The organism is Paenibacillus pasadenensis, assembly GCF_023715725.1.
GTDB classification, from domain to species: Bacteria; Bacillota; Bacilli; order Paenibacillales; family Paenibacillaceae; genus Paenibacillus_O; species Paenibacillus_O pasadenensis_A.
This window is the reverse complement of record NZ_JAMBOT010000002.1, coordinates 222,936-240,375: the sequence shown is the minus strand read 5'-3', so window position 1 is coordinate 240,375 and position 17,440 is coordinate 222,936. Positions and strand designations below refer to the sequence as shown.

The following is a 17,440-nucleotide window of genomic DNA, read 5'->3' as shown; positions in this document are numbered from 1 at the left end:
CTTGCATAATTCCGCCAAACGCAAAAAAAGCCGGGCGAGGCGCCCGGCTTTCAAAAACAGATTCAGTTAAGCATCGTTACGTTCTGCGGGATACATTTTTTGCGTATGCGTCATCGATTGCTGAATGAGCTCCTTCAACACTTCGACGTCGACATCGTCAAGTTTGTTGATATAAACGCAAGCTTTGGCCGACGTATGTTTGCCGAACCGCTGCAGCAGCTCCTCCCGCTCCGAGCCAGCATCAAAATACAGGCTTATCTTCGCTTTGCGCGGCGAAAAGCCGGCAAGCGGAGCATCTCCTTCATGGCCTGTCGCATATTTGTAATGATAGGATCCGAAGCCGATTATGCTAGGCCCCCACATTTTCGCAGGATAACCTGTCGTTTCCGTGAAAATATCGAGCAGCTTGAAAGCATCCTCGCGTTTTTTTAAGCTATCGATGTTGTCGATGAACTCGATGACGCTGTTGTCGGTCTCTTTTGTCTTCGCTTCATAAGCCATGCTTCTTCCCTCATTCCGTCCTTGGTTACGATTCGTTTGCCGCCGTTGCTCCGGCCGCTGAAGCCCGGCCTTATTGCATGCTGGCCGAGGCGATGCGGCGGTACTGATTGCACCAGCCGAACACTGCGCCTTCCGGACGGTCCGGCCCGTCAAAATAGAGCCGATCGGCTGCAAGCTCCTCCACGTTATCGGTATGTCCTTGCACATAATCCTCTATACGCCGCCTTGCCGTATCAATCCGTGCCAACAGGCCTCCATAACGCAGATCGATGACTTCCCAGCCAAACGCTTTATAGGTGCCGAACCACTGCTTGCAATGCGCCGCTCGCAGTTCCTCCACCCGCGCAGTCAGGTCGGGAAGAACATTCCCGGCAAGCTGCCGCAGCGCTTCGAGATCGTTCCGGTCATAGCTGTCCTTGAGCCGGATGCCAATATCCGCCTTAACCGCCAGCACCGCAGCGAGCTTCTGGGGCATATCAAACACAAACGCCCATTCCCCGCTATTGTCCCGATGTCCTGCTAGCTTAGCTGCCATTGTTTCATAATAGCCGCTCAGCTCTTTTCCCTCCGCATGACGGTCGAACAGCCCGATCAACGGGTCCTGCCACAGCAGGTACTTGGATGGATTCGGCGGCAGCTTCCTCCATTCCTCCTCGTTAAGCGGAGTTACATCCATTTCCGTCAAACTTAAAAACGCTTCCGCATTGCCGCCTGTGCAGAATTGGAATCTTCGGTGCAGCTTCTCCATATCCAGCTCATGCGAGTATCCGTGCTCGGCATACAGCTGCAGGCCAAGCAGCGCGGAAAATACGTTCGTTTCCGTCCCGTTGTCGCCCCACAGCGTCGCAAACACTTCCTTAATGCCCTGCCGCTTGCAAGCCGTCAACGCGGGATTTGTGTTGCCAAAGCTGATTTTATAGTTGACGACCGTCCCGCCCCAGGTCCAGATGCCGCCCGCAAAAATAACGTCACAGCCGAATTCTTTGTGCTTGCTGATGAAATTCTCATATTCTTCCGTGCTGCTATGGTAGTAGTCCCAATATACGAGCTGAGCGTCCTTCGGCATGTCGCGGATAATGTCCTCCGGCACAACGGCGTCGGGATCATAATAACCGCCAAACTTGGATGCCAGCCGAAAATACATGTCGCTCCATAACATCGGCTTGAGCCCTTTGGCGGCAACAATTTCCTTCACCCGCGCCAGATGCTCGTTCATAATATCAATTCTTCTGCGATAGCCGTTATGCGCCAAATAATGGCCCAAGCCAAGGCTCATCGCCTCGTCCATGCCGATATGAATTCTCCGGCTTCTGAATGGCGCCGATGCCGCATCAATCATTTCATCGATAAAAGCATACGTTTCTTCGCTGCCGACGAGCAAAATGTCGCCGCTGTCCTTCATCGGCTCGGCAAAGCTCCATTTCAGCGCTTCGCTAAGATGGGCCAGCGTCTGAATGCAGGGAATGATCTCAATTCCGAGCTTGGCGGCGTAATCGTCGCATTCCTTCAGCTCGTCAAAGGTGTAACGGCCCCTCATATAACCGAAATACGGCCGTGATTTAATTTCGTACGTGTCCTCGGTGTACAGCATCATCATATTAAGCCCCATTACCGCCATTAGCCGCAGCATGCGCTTGATGCCGTCCACGCGCATAACGCCGTTTCGGGAGGCGTCAATCATCATTCCGTTCATCGTGAACTGCGGCTCTTCGATAATATGGAAGCTCTCGCGCTCCGCAGCAGCTTCCATGAACAGGCCAAGGCAGCGGAAAAAATGGATATTATCAGCAAAACGGATGCATCCGCCTTGCTCCGTCAAGGAAACCTCCAACGGTCCGTCAGCCCGTTCAATCCGGACCGGAAGCCCCTCGTCATCCCATTGCAGTCCCAGCTGCCCGGCCAGCAAAGCGATTCCTTCTTCCAGCCCTTCCACATCGCCATGCAGCGATAGCTTGATTGCGCTCATTGTCTTCCTCCTTCAAATATCCGGTGCAGAAGCTTATGCGGTCACATTAGCGTACTCATCAGGCTTGATCCCCTCGTAGCGGGCAAAGGCCCGCCGGAAGGAATAAACATTGTCGTAGCCGACCCGCTGCGCCACAACGTCAATACCGGTATGGTCGCGCAGCAGCTCCTTAGCCATTTCCATGCGCAGCCGGCATACATAATCATAAAAGTTAATTCCGGTCGCCTCTTTAAACATCCGGGAAATGCGCGGCGTGGACATCTGCAGCACATCCGCCATCTTTTTGAGCGACAGCTCCGAGCTGGTGTAATGGTCATTTACATAAGCGACCAGCTTCGCGCCAATCTCCAGCTCCGCTGCGCTGTTGGAATATCGAATCCGCTCGCACAGCAGCGTTCCGACCTCGAACACATAGCTCCACATCGCCTCGATATCCGTCTGTTTCGCCTTCACCGCAAATTGCTTCGCGTAAATGCCGGCATCAATGTTGAGCTCATCCATGACGCGCAGCATCGTATCCATCAGCCGGGACACAAGCTGCGCCATGAAAGGCTCCTGAAGCATCCGCTTGCGGTTTTCCGTGCTGATCTCGTCCAAAATCCGCATGACCGTTTCGAGATTGCCAACCTTCAAATTGTTGATCAGCTGAATTTCCCAATCGGTCGGATAATAAGACTGCGCATCCGGAAGCGATGTCCCCCCTGGATGGGAACGCATGCTGCGGCCGGAAAACAGCCGTGCCTGCAAGCTTTCATTCGCCGCGTAGTAAGATTTGCTTATGCCGACGAGCCCTTTTTCGGCCGGTCCGTACAGCACCTCCGGCGTTAAGGCGCATGCTGCCCGGACCCGCTCAGCCAATTCGCCAGCAATCCGCTCCATGACCGCGATATCCATTGCCTCGCTTGAGGAGAGAATCAACGCCATATCGGCCGCCGCAACCTCAAACAGCTCATAATGAAGCGGATATCGGCTCAGCACAGCTTCCGCGGCCATAATAACTGCGATTTCCGCCGTGCGGTCCGGCAAACGGTCCGGCGAATCGCCGGCGGTCTGGAAGCTGACGAGCAGCGAACTATAAAACATATCGTCCGTATAGCTCAGGCCGAATTTTCTAAGACCGTTCATGTTCTGGTCATCGGCGAAATAACCCTTCAGCAAGCGCAGCAGCAAATTGGATTTGGCTGCGCTTTCATAATCACTGACGGCCTGCTGCAAATGCTGGTTTTCATCAATCAGCCGGTCGAAAGAGCTTTCAATCAGCTTGTATTCCGAGCCTTGATCCTCCTTGCGGGATACCGCGGCAAATCTTTGCAGGAGCATGCCCAGCGGCCGATAGCTGATAATGGACAGCAGATAAGAGGTGATTACGCCAATGACAATGGAGAGGATGATGCCAAGCAAAGAGCCGACTATATTTTGGATGCCGACTGCGACGGGGGAAACATACGTGACGGTGTAATGCCAATCGCTGATCCGGGAGTTAAGCTGCTGGATATATACGTTACCGTCAGGCGATTCGGTTTGGTTAAACTCTTGGCTGTAGACGGGTTTATTACCAGCTGTAATCCGAATCCGGCTCGGCTCGGCGCCGCCGAAGCGCTGCAAATACTCAGAAAAATATGCCATGTCGATAAACAGAAGCAGAGAAGCTCGCGGATTGTTGACCACCTCAAGGCTTTGCACGACAGGTATAACCTGCCGCCGTTCCGTACCAAGCTTAATCCAGGCTGGCTCCAGCACGTTAAAATAGTGATATAGCTTCATTTGTTCATTGAATTTCTGCAGCACGGATTCGTCAAACGAGGCGACCGAGGCAAAAAACTGCTTTTGCTCAAAGCTCCCCCACGTCGATACTACCTGCTCCTTATCCGGAAAGATCACCGCTCCAAACGGCAGAACGCCGAGGCCGTTGACGGTATTTGCAAACTCCTTGCGGATTTCCAGCATTTTAATCAGATCGAACTCCCGGTCGTACACCTGCGTATTCTGCATCATTTTTTGAATCCACATCTGCTCGCTGATCGCATTGCTAGCGTTTTTCAGCTGCGCCAGCTTGCTGTCGATTACTTCCGCGATTCGCTTAGCGTCCGCCAGATGTTTGTCGTTGGCCGAGTTCCGCTCCTCCAGGATCGTTTTATGCACATTTAGCACGCTGAACACGATAATCGGGATCAATAATATGGCCGTGTAAGAGAAGAACGTTTTACGAAACGTTTTGCTTGCAAAGCGTTGTCGGCGCACTCGCTGCCCCTCCCTCGTCCTTCAATGTACTTGAATGTGTGCCCTAAAGGAGCCGGATCGGTCTACTCAATCTCGTTGTAGCGGTCATGAAGCTGCTGCTCAATCTCGATCAGCTGATCCAGTCCGAGCTCCTTCAGCTCTTTCATGTATTGATCCCAGTCATCCAGCGATTTTTGGCCCAGCGCCAGCTTCGTGGCAAGCTCCATGGAGTACGTGGACAGATTGTTCATGATTTTTGTTTTTGTCTCCAGCTGTTTGTCATCCGGTATTGCCAAGTACTTATGGTTCATGTTGACGTAGTACGGCTTGTATTCCATTATCGCCAGCTGCTGATCCGCTTTGTGCTTCGGCACATTCGTCAGCTCAGACTCGAGATTTGCAAACTGTATTCTTGGGAAAATGCCTCCTCCATAAATCAAACCGCCGGGAGCAAGCTTGGACTTTGCTTTGTCCTCCTCGGTGCCGTTGTCGATAAACACCTTGGCGCCGTTCTCGTACGTATACGTCTGACCTTCAATGCCCCAATAGAGCAAATCCGCATATTTCTCGGAATAAACGATATCAAAAAACTTGATCGCCGCCTCAACGTCCTTGGCATCCTTCGTAATAGCGTACTTCTGCCAAACGAGGTACGGATCCTCCAGCTGAGCCGCAGGTTTAATGCCATCCACTGCCTTCAGCGGCATAAGCGGCAGGTACTCCCCGCCTCCCCGGATCGTTGGCTCCAGCCACATCTCCAGGTTGTAATCGCTAAGCGAAATTACTTTGTTGTCGGCGATTTTTTGCTGAACAAGCTCCTGCCGCGCGCTAATCAGACTTGTATCAATCAGGCCGTCCTTGACCAGCTGCTGCATGTAGCGGAAATAATCCTTAATGCCGTCCTGGTACCACGGAGACACGATCTTTTTGTTCTCCACATCAACGGCTGTCACACCTGTGCCGAGACCAAACCACTGGGCAATCGCACCGGCAAAATTCCCCGGGTTATACACAAGCACCTCGTCCTTCTCGCCATTGCCGTTTGCATCACCTTCACGCATCGCAAGCAGCGCGTTGCGGTAAGCTTCCGCCGTTGCAGGCACGGAAAGGTTCAGCTTCTCCAGCCAGTCCTTGCGGATGAGCATCGTCAGAGCGACCGGAGCCGGTTTGTCGCCTTCATACGTTTTTTTGTGCAGGTCGCTAAGCCAAAACAGCTTGCCATCCGGCGAAGTTGTCGTTTTTTTGGCAAACGGGAACTGCTCGTTGTAAAGCTTTTTAATATTGCCGTTGCTGTATTTTTCAATGAGGGGATTCAAATCGAGAATAACGCCTTGTTTGGCCAGATTGAGTACAGTCGTATCGTCAAGTGCGGACAGGTTCACGATGTCCGGAAGGCTGCTGCCGGATGCCATCCTTGTTTTGATTACAACGTCGTACTGCTCGTTCGGAACGAGCTCATACTCCAGATCCAGTCCCGCTCCATCGAACATTTTGTCTACTTCCTGCCAGACGGGGTACTGCTCGCGGTCGTCAAATTTGACGAATTTATTCGCTTTGGTCGGCCCGAGCAGCTTCAGCTTGCTTGCGCTTTCATTTTTTGGCGCAGAGGCGGTCTCCGCATTATTATCCGGCTCGTTTCCGTTGCTGCATCCCGCTGCGGCGGCTAGCGCCATCGCGAATGCCAGCGTGCAGGTGATTGATCTTTTCAACTTTGTCATCCCTGTTTCCTCCCATGGCGGATCATCATTTTTTATTCCTTCAGCGAGCCGAGCAGCGCGCCCTTCATGAAATACTTTTGAAAAAAGGGATACGTGAAAATAACCGGCAGCGTCGTAAACACGATAATGGAATACTTAAGCTGCATGTTCGAAAGCATCGTCGCTACCGCCGTGCGGGTTTCTTCCAGAGACAGCAGCTTAAGATCAACCGACTGCTGGACAACGACCCGGTACAGATACATCTGCAGCGGATGCAGCTTTTCGTTCGGTAAATAAACGAGCGCATCGAACCAGCTGTTCCAGATGCCAACGATGGTATAGATCGCGACAACGGCAATAATCGGCTTAGATATAGGCAGCATAATTTTGAAGAGCAGCTGCAGATGCGAGGCTCCGTCCATAAATGCGGATTCCTTTAGCGCCTCAGGAATCGTCGTGAAATAGGTGCGGACAAGGATGATGTTCCAGATGCCTACCATGCCCGGCACGATAATGGCGAGCATCGTATTGTACAGGCCGAGCTTGTTGACTAGCAAATAGGACGGGATGAGCCCGCCGCCAAAATACATCGGCACGAGCAGAAAGGTAACGACCCATTTGCGCCCCTTTAATTTGCGAACGGTAAGCGGATAAGCTCCAAGCACGGCAGTTAAACAGTTGAGCAGCGTGCCGGCCGCAACATAGATGATCGTATTGGAATAGGCCCACCACATCTTTGAATCACGGACGATCAGCTCATAGGAGTCGAGGAAAAATCCTTTAGGCCACCAGTAAACGTTCATGGCTGCTACCTCCAGCGGAGAGCTGACCGACATAATGACCACGTAATAGAAAGGATATAGCGTAACGAGACAGATAAACAGAGCCGCTGCATAAAGCGCAACGTCGACTGCGGCCGAGCCCTGCTTGATTTTGTTCGGATTCGGTTTAAAAAGGGCGGCCATCGTACTCCTCCTTACCATAGCGCATAATCGGAATATTTGCGGCTGAGCGTGTTGGCCGTATACAAAAGCGTAAAATTAATGACAGCGATGAACAAGCCTACCGCCGTTCCCGCGCTGAAATTTCCGCCCAGCAGCCCGTCGCGGTACAGATAAGTGCCGATGACATCGGCCGTTTCCAGCACCATTGGATTGTAGATCAGCAGAATGAATTCACTGTTAGCCGACAATAAACCGCCAATTGCAAAGATCAGCAGAATGAAAATAGTCGGCCGAATGGAAGGCAGCGTAATATGCAGCATCTGTTTCCAGCGGTTCGCCCCGTCCATTTTTGCTGCCTCATACAGGTGGGGATCGATGGAGGACATAGCGGCCAAATACAGAATGCTGCTCCAGCCGAACGATTTCCAGATGCTCGTGATCGTATAAATAGCAGGAAAATAACCCGGCTCCGTATTCAGCGCAATCGGCTTGCCGCCAAATAGCTTGATCGCTTCGCTCACCAAACCGTCGATGTTGATGAACGACAAAACCATACCGGCCACAACAACGCTGGAAATAAAATGAGGCAAATAACTTGCTGTCTGGACGTACTTTTTAAACCAGCCGTTTTTCAGCTCGTTCAGCAGCAGGGCGAACAGGATGGGCACCCAGAAGCCGAAGACGAACATATATAGGCTAAGCAGAAACGTATTGCGCATAAGCCGCCCAAAGTAAGGACCTTGGAAAAAATCGATAAAATGTTTGAGGCCGACCCAACGGACGCTTCCATCCAAAGCGAAAAAGGATGCGCCGGGGAAATAGTCCTGAAACGCAATGATAATGCCGTACATCGGAATGTAGGAAAAAATGAGAATATGCAAAAGCACAGGAAGCATAATCAGATAAAGCTGTACATTTTCGTAACTGCGATGTTTCAGAAGCTGCTTCCTCTGAATGCTTGCTTTCATGACCGTCTCCTTTCTTCCACATGAATGAGGAAAACCGGGCCCGTTAGCTTCTATTATAGAGAGCGTGCCTACTGACTCGGCAAGAAACATAAATTATCCCAATTCGCAATTTTTGCAGGGCCGGATTTCCTTGATTTAACGCGGAAAATTGAGTTTAGCATCAATAACGAAGAAGCCCTCTTCCGGCGGAAGAGGGCTGTTAAACTCGGCTCAATTTATGGATTGTACTTCTTAAGGCTTCATATAACGGAGTGAAACAAGACGGTTAATCCCGTTTTTTCGGGCATGCTTTTCAGGCATTGCCTTGCTATTGTACTCCTGAAAACCCAGCTTGGCATACAGCCTCATGGCGGGTTCATTCGTATCGGCTACCTCTTCGATCAGAAATTCCTTAAACGCTGCATGTTGGAGCAAATATTGAATTATCGCCGAAGCTGCGCCTTGGCCCCTGTATGGAAGAGCGGTGCCGACAAACTCAATCGAGCATTTGTCTCCGCCGGGATTGTGCAGCAGCTGCTCGAATTCTTTTTGGAGCACCATTCCGGCAAACGTTCCGCGAATCAGCCCGAGATGCTTCCGCAACTGCGCTGAGTCAAGCCGTACCGACGTTGCCGTTCCATCGGTGCAGGCTGCCATTGCGGCGACCTGTCCATCCTGCAGGGCAACATAAAACTGGTCTAGCACAAACATATGCGCAAACGCCTTGGCAATCCGGTTCCGGTCTTTGGAGAAATAATGAAGCCACTGGGTGAATCCATCCGCAAAAATCTCTGCCATTTGTGTTCTGACATCGGCTCCCGCCTGATCCGCCCTTATGATTGTGAACGTCATCCGTCATCCCTCCTTGAATAAAAAAGCGGTAAGCAGTTCGGCTGAAGGCATAACAAAACGTGAGCCCATGTTCAGCTTCATCTCCGCCAGCCCCTGCAGCGCCGCGAAAAACAGCAGCGTCATCGCATCGGGATCACCGGCGCGAAACTCGCCCAGCTGCTGCCCTCTTTGAATAAGACCCGCAGCAGCATTCATCATGCGTTCGTTTTGCCCGACAATTAGCTCCGTTTCCCCTGCCGGCTCGGCCGCATAACGGCTCATCAGGATAAGCAAGTTTGCCAGCTCATCTCCTGACGTCATATCCCGCCACACTTCCCCGGCAAAATTGCTGATGACGAGCCGGGGCGAATCGCCCGATTCAAAGCGCTCCGCCGCTCTGCCCATCCCTGCCGCAGCAAACTCTACCAATTCGCGGAATAGAACCTCTTTGGTTTTATAGTGGCGGTACATGAGTCCGATGCTAATTCCGGCCGTCTCGGCAATGTCCTGAACGTTGGCCGCTCCAAAGCCCTTCCGTGCAAATACATGCATCGCAGCCGCCTGAATTTTCTCGCGGGTTGCTCTGCGCATCTCCTCATACTGCTCTTTTGTGCGCGGCATCACTGTCACCTTTTTTGAATGAATTTTTACTCATTGTAAAACCATTTCGTACTGTTGACAAGATGAAAGTAGGAGAACTTGTCCTTTCCGTAGAAGTAAACGGAATCGAGGATGAAGTGAAATCCATTTCTTAAAACGAGGAGAGCGATTCCATGCAAAATGTAACCCCCTTCCTTATGTTTGAAGGCAACGCTGAAGAAGCTATGAATACTTACACATCATTGTTTGAAGACTCCAGCATAACAAGCATCACCCGTTACGGGCCTGACGGGCCGGGAGCCGAAGGAAGCGTAATCCAGGCCACCTTTACGTTAAAAGGCCAAAGCTTTATGTGTATCGACAGCCACGTCAAACATGCGTTCACGTTTACGCCGTCCTTTTCCATCTTCGTCAACTGCGATACGGAAGAAGAACTCCAACGGCTTTACGACAGTCTTTCGGCAGGCGGAAAAGTGTTAATGCCTCTTGGCAACTACGGCTTCAGCCGTAAATTCGGCTGGCTCAACGATGTGTTTGGCGTATCCTGGCAGATCAATCTGCCCTAATCCTCATCCTTCTATGAGGATGCTATCTTGAAACGTTTTCCTATGACAAACGTATAGGAGTGCGGAATGTGAACTCGCTTGAGCGTCAGGGGGAACGTACATGTTGGAATTAGTCCAGCAGGCAGAAGGAGTATGGGCCTATATCGCCTTGTTTTTATTGGCTGCAGCTCCTTGGCTGGATGTGTTTGTTGTAGTACCGCTCGGAATTGTCGCAGGCTTATCACCGGTAACGGTATCCATCGTAGGATTTGCAGGAAATTTCCTAATGATTGTGCTCATTGGATTATTCTTTAAACAATTCTCGTTATGGAGAGAGAGCCGCCGGGTTAAAAGCGGCGGCCTATCAGGGCCAAGCAAAAAAGAACTGCGGGCCAAAAGCATTTTGGAAAAGTACGGCCTGCCCGGACTCGCTTTGCTCGCTCCGGTATTGCTGGGCACGGATATTGCTGCTGTACTCGCCTTTTCATTAGGCCTGTCTCGCACTCGAGTTATTCAGTGGATGGGCATCAGCCTCGTTGTATGGACCATCGCTATGGCGATCGGATCCGTGTACGGATTTGGATATATGGCATGGATTTAAATCAGTCCTGAATAAAGCCCGCTTCCCTCTGTGGAAGCGGGCTTTATTTGTTTTACGCCCAAACGGGCAATCGGGCAGCTCCATATAGTAGTAGAGAGCAACTATTTTCATAGGAGGACGGCAGTATGATCGAAATATCTTCAAATCAAGCAAAACTTACAAGAAAACAAGTTATTTTAGTGCTGTTTATATTAATTCTTCTTTTTCTCAAACGAAAGCGGAAATGCGGCGGTTCGGTAGGAGAAACGACGGAGGGGTTCACCGTTTATAACAAAACGGCCAACTACTCTTTAGTTGCTACTTCCTATTCGGGAGATTTCCAATCGCCGAAACCGGACTTGAATACAATAGCGGCAGGCGGTAGTTACAATTATGAAGTTGTCACATCTTTTGGTGATATTGAGGATGCCGAGGCTAAATATAATGTAACCAATAGCAGTAATCAAACTGTAGGAACGCTTAGCTGTACGTTTCGAAATGGCGCCGGCCTTGGCGCAGCTCCGATTATAAGATTTGTTAAAACAACGGGTCCTATTAGTGCCAGAGTCAGTAACAGCAGAAATTTAATTGTTACCGAAAATAGCTAATTGTAAAAAAAACACGGCGAATTTAATCGCCGTGTTATTAGCTATTTTGTTTAAAGCCTCCCAGAAATACGGCGAGAGCTTTCATCGTTTCATTCAGAGCATCCGGCTGTTCCGATTCATTCGCTAGCCAAAGCGCCGTCTCGTTCAATCCGCCAGAAATAAAATGAGTCGTCACATCGAGAGGAACTCTGCTTAAATATCCTTTGTCCTGCATCTGGCTAAGCTGGCCTCGCAACAAACGCATGGAATGGTTTGTATCCATTTCCCGCCATACTTCCCAGCCGAGAATGGCCGGGCCGTCGATCAGCATAATGCGCCTGTTTCTTTCCTCAACAGCGGCTAAAATAAAGGCTCGACAGCCCAAATATAGCTGCTCCCATTCATCCTCGCTTGTCGACGCTTCCTGTTCTACTTTTGCGGCTACCTCCCGCTGCACATCCTCTAGTACAATCCGAAACAATTCCTTTTTGCTGCGAAAGTGATGATAGACCGCCCCCCTCGTCATGTTTGCTTCGAGCACAATGGATTCAAGGGCTGTATTGGCATAACCGTATTCAGTAAAATGAACTCTGGCAATTTCAATCAGCTTGCTAATCGTATCCTCCGTCTCGGCCTTGCTTCTCCTCATGGAGTCTGTTCCTTGTACTGATCTGCAAAATGTTCAGCCGGAGGAATAACGGTAATCATATCAATTAAAACCCCGTTAGGATCAGAGGTTATAAAATGCCGCTGCCCAAAGTCCTCGCTGCGGATGTCGAGCTCAAGAGGGAGCTTTGCTTCGCGGATGAGACGCTCGTATTCGGCATCCACGTCCTCCACCTCAAAATTAAGAATCAATCCGTTTACTTTATTCCGAAACGATACGGGAATCGTAGCATGCGCGGCGTCGAGAATCGCCAGCTCAAACGGCATGTCCGTGCCTGACTTTTTTAAACTCACATACCAATCCGCCTCAAAAACAAGCTCGAATCCAAAATGGCTCACGTAAAATGCGGCAGTTTCCGCCACCTTTTCCGTTAAAAGGACGGGATAAAAGCTGGATAGTTTCATAGGAAAAGCCCCTCTCCGTTTATTTAAAGCGATCTTAACATACATACTGTATGTATGTAAATAAGAAATGGGATCTTTTTGAAATTCTAATCAAGCCAGCCCGCACGCTTTCTATTGATTTTTCATATAATGCCGTAGTTCAAGTAGAAGGAGTAACGTATTATGACGATGGAAAAAACCTTTAGCCATACCATCAAAGGATCGCAGCTTGGCATAATTCTCGTTCTATTTATTTTGCTATTCATCGTCACGCAGACTTTTTCCAAGCTTCTTTATAAACGCAGCGGTTCTTCAACGATACATGCAACCCAAACCTTTCGAGTCATAAACGAATCGGATAACTTAAGGCTGCAAATGCGCGAAAACTCCGGCTTCATCGAAGCTCCGCCCTCCAACAGCTGGCTGGAACCCGATGGAGGAAAAGATTTATTCTTACAAGATATTAGTCAGGGATTCAGCAAATGCTGGTATCAGATATATGATCGAGGTGAAGTTGACGGTTTAATTCAGTTTCTGATGATTACTCACCTTATTGGGGACATTCCATACTGCTATTTTTCTAATATCGAGTGGACGAACAATGACATTGCTTTTTATCAAATTAATATAGGAGATAGTAAAGGTGAATTTCCGACGCTCATAATAACGGATCGCACCGACAGTACTAGAAGAGGCCGCTTCCGGTAAAGCTTATTCATAAACATTAATTAAAAAAGGTGATATCCGCCGAAGGATATCACCTTTTGTTATCGAGCATTATCCAGACAGCACCGTTATTGTATTCCCCGCACCATTGGCGAAAAAAACGCGGTTGTTTTTCTCGTTGACGACGCCTGCCGACGTCCCCAGCCCCATACGAAGATCCGCTTTAATGATTTTACTCGTCGCTCCATCGATGACTGTCGCCCGGCTTGGCGGTATTTCTTCTCCGGCGGTTGAGACATAAATGCGATTCAGCTTGCGGTTAACTACCGGAATCCGCGGCGATTCTCCGCCTTGAATCGTCGTCATAATTTGATTCGTTTTCCCGTTAATAACCGTAATTTTAGAGCTGTTTGTCGTGTCGTCCGGCGCGTAAATAAGGTTTGTTACAGGATTAACCGCAAAGGTGTCAATGTCTCCAACGTTTGGAATGGTTTTGATCCGCTGATTCGTCCGCCCGTTGACGATTGACACGCTGCTCCTCTCTTCAACCGCAATGTAAAGGCGATTCGTACGTAAATTAATAACAAGCGAGAGCGGTCCCTGCCCCACTTTTATGGCAGACATTACGCGATGGGTACATCCATTAATGACCGTTGCAGTATTCGATCCGGTATTTAACACATACACCCGATTTGTAAACGGATTAACGGCAACCGCATGAGGAGCTGCAAAGCTGGGATTTTGCGTTCCAACCGGTATCGTTGCGATGACTTTCTCCCTCGTGCCGTCAACAACCGTAACCGAGTTTCGTTCAATATTAAGCGCATATACTTTATTTGTCTTGATGTTGACCGCGATGGAAGCAAAAGCCCCGCCTGCCTCCAAAGTGCGGACGAGCTTATTTGACCTGCCGTCAATTATAAACAGCTTGCCTGTCAAACCCGACACAAAAATTTGATTCGTCCGCGGATTGACGGCAGTGAAAACGGCTCCGGCGAGCCCTTCAACAGTCGCAACGACCCGATTCAAACGGCTGTCAATTACCGATAGACTGCCGCTGCCGTTATTCGGTACATATAACATGCCGGTGCGCTTATTTATGGCGATATCCGACGGCCTGCTGCCTACACGAATCGTTGCGATGACTTTGATTTCACTAATCTCGATTCCCTCCCTACTCCATTTGGAGCAGAGTATGAAAATCAAAGCGTGAGCGCTTGTACGTTTCTGCTGCTACAGCGAAATTGTACACTTGCTCTATTTTTTTAAGGTCGTGCATTCAAAAAGCCCCCTTTCGCTAGAAAAGGGGCTTAACGTCTCACTTTGTCGTTAATTGTTTGAACTTTTCCACCTGCTGCGTAATTGCCACCTCGGTCGGCAGCCGCTCAATGCTGGAGGCTCCGAAAAATCCGACAACGCCGTTAGTGCGTTCAAGCACATAAGCCGCATCCTCCGGCTCCGAGATTGGCCCGCCGTGGCAGATGACCAGAATATCGGGATTGACGGATTTGCCTGCGTCATGAATTCGCTGCACCAAATCGACCGATTCGTCGAGTGTATACGCCGTTTTGGCGCCGATCGCGCCTTTGGTCGTCAGTCCGACATGGGCGACAAGCACATCAGCTCCGGCTTGCGCCATTTTGATCGCATCCTCCTCACTGAACACATAAGGAGTGGTGAACAGATCCAGCTCATGCGCTTTGCGGATCATTTCAACTTCAAGGTCATACCCCATGCCCGTTTCCTCCAGATTTTGGCGGAAAACCCCGTCAATTAGCCCGACGGTCGGGAAATTCTGGACGCCGGAAAAGCCCATATCCTTGAGCTGCTTCAGATACACCTCCATGAGCCGGAACGGGTCCGTGCCGCATACTCCGGCAAGCACCGGCGTATCCTTCACGATCGTCAGCACCTCTCCGCCCATCTCCACGACAATTTTATTGGCATCGCCGTAAGGCATCAGTCCGGCCAGCGAACCGCGCCCCGCCATGCGGTAACGGCCCGAGTTGTAAATAATAATCATGTCGGCTTCGCCCGCTTCGGCGCATTTGGCCGACAGCCCTGTACCCGCCCCCGTGCCGACGAGCGCTTTACCTTCCTTGATTTGCGCATGGAGCCGCTTCAAAATCTCGCTTCTGGAAATTGCCATGTTCCATTCCTCCTAAGCTAGGATCTACTTATTCATCATAACGAGCAGCCGCTCCGCGATTAGCGCAGCTACAGCCGGGTCGTTAATATTTTCTTCCGTCTCGATTAAAGGGATATCCTCGCGAAGATGCTCCTTGATTCCTTTTAATAAAGCCTTGCGCTCCTCCACGCCGTCAAAAGCCTGTCCGGTCCGATCCAACATGGAAACTCCGCCCTGCGGAAAAATGACGATCGTTCCTGCCTGGCTTGCGTTAAGCTTAAGCGCAATTCGCCGGCCCAGCTCCGAGTTCTCGGATAAGGTCGTCCTCATTAGCGTTGTGGTTGGATTATGAATATAAAAAGTCCGGTCCTTGAACTGTTGCGGCACCGTCTCCGGCGGGCCAAAATTGACCATATCCAATGCGCCGACAGACACGACCTGAGGAATGCCCGCCGCACCCGCCGCCTCCAATCGATTCGGCCCGGCGCTGAAAACGCCTCCGACCAGCTCGTCCGCAAGCTCTGTTGTCGTTATATCCGCAACGCCTTTAATGAATCCCGCCCGGATCAGTTCTTCCATCGCCATTCCCCCGGCGCCTGTGGCATGAAACACAAGGACGTCGTACCCTTGCTCCTCTAACAGCTCCCGTACCCGGGTTACACATGGCGTGGTAACGCCGAACATCGTCGCGCCGAGCATCGGCTTTTCCGTTTCGTCATCCTGCTCTCTCGAAATCTCCTGTATCATACCGGCCAAAGCATACGCGGCGTTGCGCAAAATCCGCCGGGACAGCTTGTTGATGCCCGCAATATCGACAACGGAGTACATCATCATAATGTCTTTTTCCCCAACGTAGGGCCGGGTATTACCTGATGCGACCGTAGATACGAGCAGCTTGGGAATGCCAATTGGCACTTCTCTCATCGCTGCCGCGCCAATCGTCGTTCCAGCCGTGCCGCCCATGCCGTACACAGCTCCTATCCGGTCCTGCTCCAGCAGATCCGCCATTATGCTGGACACGCCGTCCATCATAACGGAGATCGCTTTCCCTCGATCGTTCTGCTTCTGCAGCTCAGCCAGACTCATTCCGCCGCGCTCGGCCACCTCTGCACTGCTGATATCAGGAGTGAAAAACGGCGTGCCGAGCACTCCCATATCAATGACAAAGGTTTCAACGCCAAGCGACTCGAGCGCCTGTTTGACAAAATCAAACTCTGCGCCTTTTGTATCCAGCGCACCTACCAGAACCGCTTTTTGGGTCACTTTGCCTCCACTCCGTTCACTAGAGCTTCAACATGAAGCTTGGTCAGCCTGACAACCTCCGCCTCGCCGATCTGGTCTTGCTGATAGAAGGATGGATAGTGAGTATCAATCGTCATCATCGCTTGCGGATCATGCTGGGCAATCGCTCTCAACACCGGCTCATGATCGTAATCATCCCGACCGGCAATGGCAAAATTGCCGAACAAGCCGTGCGGATGCTGTTCGTCCTGCGAATCGTAAGCGCGGTTAGCCCCTTTCAGATGCGTTTGCCAAACATAACCTTTCACATGCTCGTAGGCATCCAGTTCTGGAAATTCTCCGGCTCTCCAGCCGTTGATAATATCCCAGTTGATCTTAAGATTAGGATGATTGGCGTACCGCGCCAGAATGCCAAGCTCCTTGGCGTTTTTCGTCAGCGTCGGTGGCTCGTTTTCAACAAGAATCGTTTTGTTCCGGGTCCGGGCATGCTCGGCATGGCGAGCCAAAATCGCTGCATTATAGCGATATGCGACGTCCTTTTCCGACATCGGGAGCCCATCGAAGCCTTCCGCCCGATGAAGCGAGTAAACCCGAACATAAGACGTTTCGAACAAATCCGCCAGATCGAACAGCCGCTCAAGTACCTGGCTCATTTCCTGATGATGCTGTTCATCGTAATTGTCATATTTCGGAGGCCCGGAGAAGGAGCAGGTATTAACCGCCCATGAGCTCAAGCAGCTTACTTTCATGCCGGCTGCATCCAGCTTGCCCTTGATGACACGGGCCGCGTCCATCGGGATGTTATCCAGGGTGTAACCGTCCAGCTTGGCTCTCAAATCCACATAGGAGAACCCAAGCGCTTTTGCCTGTTGCAGCGCCTCGTCAAATGATTCACAGCCGAGCATATCCGAGCACACACTAAGCTTCATGGTTTGA

18 protein-coding genes are annotated in these 17,440 nt (G+C 50.7%); 4 read left to right on the top strand and 14 right to left on the bottom strand.

Features of this window, described 5'->3' with window-relative positions:
* Positions 1–66 precede the first annotated feature (66 nt).
* The 8 genes from M3223_RS06475 to M3223_RS06440 all read right to left on the bottom strand — a co-directional run bounded on the left by M3223_RS06475 (position 67) and on the right by M3223_RS06440 (position 9,727).
* Complete coding sequence (locus M3223_RS06475; protein WP_251560229.1) at positions 67–501, bottom strand: DUF1801 domain-containing protein; 435 nt, start codon at positions 499–501, stop codon at positions 67–69.
* A 70-nt stretch (positions 502–571) separates the two neighbouring features.
* Positions 572–2,467 (bottom strand): beta-N-acetylhexosaminidase, encoded by a 1,896-nt coding sequence (locus M3223_RS06470; RefSeq protein WP_251560227.1) that lies wholly within the window; start codon positions 2,465–2,467, stop codon positions 572–574.
* Between the two features lie 33 nt (positions 2,468–2,500).
* Positions 2,501–4,708 (bottom strand): helix-turn-helix domain-containing protein, encoded by a 2,208-nt coding sequence (locus tag M3223_RS24445; RefSeq protein ID WP_251560225.1) that lies wholly within the window; start codon positions 4,706–4,708, stop codon positions 2,501–2,503.
* A 62-nt stretch (positions 4,709–4,770) separates the two neighbouring features.
* Positions 4,771–6,405: an extracellular solute-binding protein gene (locus tag M3223_RS06460; protein ID WP_251560223.1), complete on the bottom strand. Its 1,635-nt coding sequence runs from the start codon at positions 6,403–6,405 to the stop codon at positions 4,771–4,773.
* A 32-nt stretch (positions 6,406–6,437) separates the two neighbouring features.
* Positions 6,438–7,349 (bottom strand): carbohydrate ABC transporter permease, encoded by a 912-nt coding sequence (locus tag M3223_RS06455; protein ID WP_251560221.1) that lies wholly within the window; start codon positions 7,347–7,349, stop codon positions 6,438–6,440.
* Between the two features lie 11 nt (positions 7,350–7,360).
* Positions 7,361–8,296, bottom strand: a complete 936-nt coding sequence (locus M3223_RS06450) for an ABC transporter permease (RefSeq protein ID WP_251560220.1) — start codon at positions 8,294–8,296, stop codon at positions 7,361–7,363.
* A 231-nt stretch (positions 8,297–8,527) separates the two neighbouring features.
* On the bottom strand, positions 8,528–9,127 hold the full coding sequence (locus M3223_RS06445; RefSeq protein ID WP_251560218.1) for a GNAT family N-acetyltransferase: 600 nt from the start codon (positions 9,125–9,127) through the stop codon (positions 8,528–8,530).
* A 3-nt stretch (positions 9,128–9,130) separates the two neighbouring features.
* On the bottom strand, positions 9,131–9,727 hold the full coding sequence (locus M3223_RS06440) for a TetR/AcrR family transcriptional regulator (RefSeq protein ID WP_251560215.1): 597 nt from the start codon (positions 9,725–9,727) through the stop codon (positions 9,131–9,133).
* A 152-nt stretch (positions 9,728–9,879) separates the two neighbouring features.
* On the opposite strand from M3223_RS06440, the gene M3223_RS06435 reads away from it, so the two are divergent.
* The 3 genes from M3223_RS06435 to M3223_RS06425 all read left to right on the top strand — a co-directional run bounded on the left by M3223_RS06435 (position 9,880) and on the right by M3223_RS06425 (position 11,439).
* Positions 9,880–10,272 (top strand): VOC family protein, encoded by a 393-nt coding sequence (locus M3223_RS06435; protein WP_251560213.1) that lies wholly within the window; start codon positions 9,880–9,882, stop codon positions 10,270–10,272.
* 100 nt (positions 10,273–10,372) lie between these two features.
* Positions 10,373–10,852: a small multi-drug export protein gene (locus M3223_RS06430; protein ID WP_251560211.1), complete on the top strand. Its 480-nt coding sequence runs from the start codon at positions 10,373–10,375 to the stop codon at positions 10,850–10,852.
* 125 nt (positions 10,853–10,977) lie between these two features.
* The gene (locus M3223_RS06425) at positions 10,978–11,439 is read left to right on the top strand and encodes a hypothetical protein (protein WP_251560209.1); all 462 of its coding nucleotides are present in this window, start codon (positions 10,978–10,980) and stop codon (positions 11,437–11,439) included.
* A gap of 37 nt (positions 11,440–11,476) precedes the next feature.
* Here M3223_RS06425 and M3223_RS06420 read toward each other — a convergent pair whose 3' ends face one another.
* Together M3223_RS06420 and M3223_RS06415 are read right to left on the bottom strand one after the other, a co-directional pair.
* A complete protein-coding gene (locus M3223_RS06420; RefSeq protein ID WP_251560207.1) occupies positions 11,477–12,067 on the bottom strand; it encodes a TetR/AcrR family transcriptional regulator in 591 nt (196 codons plus the stop codon).
* Complete coding sequence (locus M3223_RS06415) at positions 12,064–12,489, bottom strand: VOC family protein (protein ID WP_251560205.1); 426 nt, start codon at positions 12,487–12,489, stop codon at positions 12,064–12,066. Before M3223_RS06415 ends, M3223_RS06420 begins: the two co-directional genes overlap by 4 nt.
* 162 nt (positions 12,490–12,651) lie before the next feature.
* Between M3223_RS06415 and M3223_RS06410 the strand changes: the two genes are divergently transcribed.
* A complete protein-coding gene (locus M3223_RS06410; RefSeq protein ID WP_251560203.1) occupies positions 12,652–13,176 on the top strand; it encodes a hypothetical protein in 525 nt (174 codons plus the stop codon).
* Positions 13,177–13,245: 69 nt separating this feature from the next.
* Here M3223_RS06410 and M3223_RS06405 read toward each other — a convergent pair whose 3' ends face one another.
* The 4 genes from M3223_RS06405 to M3223_RS06390 form a co-directional block, all read right to left on the bottom strand.
* Positions 13,246–14,340 carry a YncE family protein gene (locus M3223_RS06405; RefSeq protein ID WP_251560201.1) on the bottom strand — a complete coding sequence of 365 codons (1,095 nt, stop codon included), beginning with the start codon at positions 14,338–14,340 and terminating at the stop codon, positions 13,246–13,248.
* A 112-nt stretch (positions 14,341–14,452) separates the two neighbouring features.
* Complete coding sequence (locus tag M3223_RS06400) at positions 14,453–15,283, bottom strand: phosphoenolpyruvate hydrolase family protein (RefSeq protein ID WP_251560199.1); 831 nt, start codon at positions 15,281–15,283, stop codon at positions 14,453–14,455.
* A 24-nt stretch (positions 15,284–15,307) separates the two neighbouring features.
* Positions 15,308–16,525, bottom strand: a complete 1,218-nt coding sequence (locus M3223_RS06395; RefSeq protein ID WP_251560197.1) for a Tm-1-like ATP-binding domain-containing protein — start codon at positions 16,523–16,525, stop codon at positions 15,308–15,310.
* A complete protein-coding gene (locus tag M3223_RS06390; protein ID WP_251560196.1) occupies positions 16,522–17,433 on the bottom strand; it encodes a sugar phosphate isomerase/epimerase family protein in 912 nt (303 codons plus the stop codon). The genes M3223_RS06395 and M3223_RS06390 overlap by 4 nt, the downstream gene beginning before the upstream one ends.
* Positions 17,434–17,440 lie beyond the last annotated feature (7 nt).